This is a genomic window from Rhizobacter sp. P2_H2 (assembly GCF_056403375.1).
This window is the reverse complement of sequence record NZ_JBFUFP010000464.1, coordinates 1-4,144: the sequence shown is the minus strand read 5'-3', so window position 1 is coordinate 4,144 and position 4,144 is coordinate 1. Positions and strand designations below refer to the sequence as shown.

The window sequence follows — 4,144 nt, the reverse complement described above, 5'->3', positions numbered from 1 at the left end:
CGGTAGTTCTGGAACACGTAGCCGATGTCGGTCTGCTTCAGCGTCTTGCCGTCGAACAGGATCTCGCCGGCGTCCAGCGGCACCAGCCCGGCGATCATGTTCATCAGCGTCGACTTGCCGCAACCGTTCGGCCCGAAGATCGAGACGATCTCGCCGCGCGGCAGGTCGAGGTTGAAATCGGTGTACAGCGGCGATCCGGCGAACGACTTGCACAGCCCGCGGATCGTCACGTGCGGCAGGTTCAGCACCGGGCCGCTCATGCCTTCCCGCTCCAGTGGATCAGCTTCTTCTCGACCAGCAGGAACGCGAGGTTCAGCAGGTAGCCGAGCGCGCCGGTGATCAGGATCGAGCTGTACATGTCCTTCACGTTGAACACCTGCTGCGCATCGATGATGCGGTGGCCGAGCCCGGTCTCCGAGCCGATGAACATCTCGGCGACGATGACGATCACCAGCGCCATCGAGACCGCGCTGCGCAGGCCCACGAAGGTCTGCGCGAGGCTCTCCATCAGCATCACGTCCTTGAACACATGCCAGCGCGACACGCCCATGATCTGCGCCGCCATCACCCGCGTCTTCTTCGCGTTCATCACGCCGTAGGCGCTGTTGAACAGCACGATCAGCATCGCGCCGAAGCTCGCGATCGCGACCTTGTTGATGTCGGTGATGCCGAAGATCAGCATGAAGAGCGGGATCAGCGCCGAACTCGGCGTCGAGCGGAAGAAGTCGATCACGAACTCGACGCTGCGGTACGCCAGCTCGGAGCTGCCGAGCAGCACGCCCAGCGGCACGCCGACCAGCACCGCGATGCCGAACGCGGCCAGCGTGCGGTACAGGGTGGACAGCAGGTCCGGCCCGATCGCGCCGCTCGCGACCGTGCTCCACAGGTAGGCGAGCGTCTCGCCGGGCGGCGGCAGCAGCACCGGCTTGATCCACCGGGCCGAGATCACGAGCTCCCACAGCGCGAACAGCAGCAGCGGGCCGATCAGCGGGAGCAGCCTTCGGTCCATCAGTCGCGAGGCGTTCATGGCCCGCTCCTCACGCGGTGTAGAGCAGCGGCTTCACCGGCACCRCACGCGAGAAGATCTTGCGTTCGGTGAACACGTCGAAGAACTTCTGGAACGCATCGATGTCGCTGGGCTTGAACTCGTTGTAGAGCGTGAAGCCCGACAGCGGCACCTCCTTCACCAGCGACGCGTCGATCGACGTGAAGCCGTCGAGGTGGTTGCGCGACTCCTCGGGGTTCTTGCGCACGTGCTCCACCGCTTTCGCGTAGGCGGCGATGTATTTCTTCGCGTCGGCCGGGCGCTCCTTCAGCAGCGTGGCGGTCACGCTGGCCGAGCCGCCGAACCACGGCGCCTCGGCATCGCCGAGCACGTACTTGCTGATCACGCCGGTCTCGAGCACGCGCGTCAGGCCCTTCAGGCGGCCCGCGGTGCCGGTGGGCTCGAGCGTGTAGACCGCGTCGATCTGCCCGCCGACGAGCGCCGGCACGTGCTGGCCGACCGGCAGCTCGGTGACCTGCGGATTCGCGACGCCGTTCTTCTCGAGCATGATCTTCGCGAGCGTGACGTTCTGGATGCCGGGGCCGCTCGCGATCTTCTTGCCCTTCAGGTCGGCAAGCGACTTGATCGGGCTGTCCTTCGCGACGACGAACTCGTCGAGCACCAGCTTGTGGTTCGACGGGTTGCTGCAGATGATCTTGAACAGGCCCGGCGAGGTGATCTCGGCGAGTGCCAGCACGGCCGACGCGGTGCCGTTGGCCGAGCCGTGGATGCGGCCGGAGATCATCGCCTCGGCCACCTGCTGGGCGCTGGAGAACTTGACGCCCTCGACGTCGAGCCCGGCCTCCTTGAAGGTGCCGAGCTCCAGGCCGGCATACAGCGGCAGGCCACTCGCGATCGGCCAGTAGCCGATCAGGATCTTGTCGTCCGCGGCGCGGGCGAACGAGGCCGCGCCGAGGGTGGCCGTGGCGGCGAGGGTCTGCAGGGTGCGGCGGCGGGTGATCATCGAGGGGTGCTCCTGGGAACGTGTTTCTGTGCGCCGGCTTCGACAGGCTCAGCCCGAACGGAGGCAATCAGCGCATTCGAATCGGCCACCGCGCCGAACACCCCGCCCTGCATCGTCACCATCTTCAGCGCCGCGAGGTGGTTGCCGAGGTCGGTGGCGGCAGTGCAGTCCGAGACGATCAGGCACTCGTAGCCGCGGTCGTTCGCGTCGCGCATCGTGGTGTGCACGCACACGTCGGTCGTGATGCCGGTCAGCACCAGGTTGCGGATGCCGCGGGTGTGCAGGATCAGGTCGAGGTCGGTCGCGTAGAACGAGCCCTTGCCGGGCTTGTCGATCACCGGCTCGCCGGGCAGTGGCGCGAGCTCGGGGATGATTTCCCAGCCCGGTTCGCCGATCGTCAGGATGCGGCCGCACGGCCCGACGTCGCCGATGCCGATGCCGTCGGTGCCGATCTGCCGCGAGCGCCAGCGCTTGTTGGCCGGCAGGTCGCTCAGGTCGGGGCGGTGCCCTTCGCGGGTGTGGATCAGCAGGCAGCCGGCGTCGCGCATCGCGGCCATCAGGCGCTGCAGCGGCGCGATCGGCGCGCGCGTCAGGCCGATGTCATAGCCCATCTTGTCGACGTAGCCTCCCGCGCCGCAGAAGTCGACCTGCATGTCGATCACGATCAGCGCGGTGTTGTCGGGCCGCAGGTCGCCGTCGAACGGCCAGCGGTAGGGATCGGCATCGACGTAGCGGGGGATCACAGCGACACCCCCAGTTCCGCCGGTGCGCCCTGGACCCGGCGCGTCGGCGAGCAGGTCCACACCAGGATCGCGAGCGTCAGCACGTACGGCACCGCGTTGAACAGGTGGTAGCCGCTGCTGATGCCCACCGACTGCAGCGCCGGCCCGAGCGCGCCGGCGCCGCCGAACAGCAGCGCCGCGCCGAGGCAGCGCCACGGGCTCCAGCGCGCGAAGATCACCAGCGCCACCGCGATCAGCCCCTGCCCGCTCGACAGCCCTTCGTTCCAGCTGCCCGGGTAGTGCAGCGACAGCGAGGCACCGCCCAGGCCCGCGATGAAGCCGCCGATCACCGTGGCCGCGATGCGGATGCCGTGGACCGAGTAGCCGAGCGAGCGCGCCGCATCGCTCGAATCGCCGGCCATGCGCAGCACCAGCCCGAAGCGCGTCGCCTTGAAGCCCCACGCGAGCAGCGCAGCAAGCGCGACACCGATCGGGAACAGCGCATTGACCTGCAGCGCCGAGCGGATCTGCGCCGAGCTGCTCCATTCGCCGAGCGCCAGCGCGGGGATCTGCGGCGCCTGCGGCTGGATCAGCGGCTTGCCGAGGTAGAACGCGAGCCCGCTGCCGAGCAGCATCAGCGCGATGCCGGCGGCGATGTCGTTGACGCGCGGCAGCGAGCACACCAGGCCGTGCAGCAGCGCGAGCGCGGCGCCCGACAGCCCGCCGACGAGCACGCCGACCCAGGCCGATCCGCTGAGGTACGCGCCGCCGAAGCCGCTCATCGCGGAGAACACCAGCACGCCCTCGAGCCCGAGGTTGATGCGGCCGGCCTTCTCGGTGACGCACTCGCCGAGACTCACCATCAGGAACGGCGTGCCGACGCGGATCGCACCGCCGAGCACGGCGATCAGCACGTTGAAGAACAACTCCATGCTGCTCATGTGCTCACCTGCGCGGAGGTCGGCGCAACGACCGGCGGCAGCGCGACCGGCTTCGCCCGCGCGACGAAAAGCCTGCCGCGCAAGGCCTCGCTCGCGAGGATCAGCAGGAACGCGAAGCCCTGCAGCACCAGCACCGAGGCATCGGGCAGGTCCATGCGCCGCTGCAGCAGGCTGCCGGCCGCGCCGAAGCCGCCGAACAGCACCGCCACCGGCATCACGAGCCACGGGTTGTGGCGCGCGACGAAGGACACCAGGATGCCGGTGTAGCCGAGGCCCGCGATCAGCGCAGCGTTGGCGCTGGTGTGCACCGCCAGCACCTCGATGCCGCCGGCCAGGCCGGCGCAGGCGCCGCCGATCGCGCAGGCGATCACGATCAATCGCGCACTCGGCAGGCCCACCAGCAGCGCGGCACGCGCGTTGCCGCCGACCACGCGCGTCGCGAAGCCCGACGGCGTCTGGAAGATCCACAGGC

6 protein-coding genes are annotated in these 4,144 nt (G+C 68.9%); all 6 read right to left on the bottom strand.

The genetic code is table 11. The annotated features are described in order from the left end of the window. Positions 1 to 260 (bottom strand): ATP-binding cassette domain-containing protein (locus AC1D15_RS20425; protein ID WP_477827402.1); only part of this gene is annotated, 260 nt, incomplete at its 3' end. After that, positions 257 to 1,027 carry an ABC transporter permease gene (locus AC1D15_RS20420; RefSeq protein ID WP_465110995.1) on the bottom strand — a complete coding sequence of 257 codons (771 nt, stop codon included), beginning with the start codon at positions 1,025 to 1,027 and terminating at the stop codon, positions 257 to 259. The genes AC1D15_RS20420 and AC1D15_RS20425, both read right to left, overlap by 4 nt. 10 nt (positions 1,028 to 1,037) lie before the next feature. Next, positions 1,038 to 2,009, bottom strand: coding sequence for an ABC transporter substrate-binding protein (locus tag AC1D15_RS20415; protein WP_477827401.1), 972 nt, complete (start codon positions 2,007 to 2,009; stop codon positions 1,038 to 1,040). Beyond that, the gene (biuH, locus tag AC1D15_RS20410) at positions 2,006 to 2,752 is read right to left on the bottom strand and encodes a biuret amidohydrolase (protein WP_477827400.1); all 747 of its coding nucleotides are present in this window, start codon (positions 2,750 to 2,752) and stop codon (positions 2,006 to 2,008) included. The genes AC1D15_RS20415 and biuH overlap by 4 nt, the downstream gene beginning before the upstream one ends. Then, positions 2,749 to 3,663, bottom strand: coding sequence for an ABC transporter permease (locus tag AC1D15_RS20405; protein WP_047500370.1), 915 nt, complete (start codon positions 3,661 to 3,663; stop codon positions 2,749 to 2,751). Before AC1D15_RS20405 ends, biuH begins: the two co-directional genes overlap by 4 nt. 5 nt (positions 3,664 to 3,668) lie before the next feature. Next, the coding region (locus AC1D15_RS20400) for an ABC transporter permease subunit (protein WP_477827399.1) at positions 3,669 to 4,144 on the bottom strand (476 nt) is incomplete at its 5' end.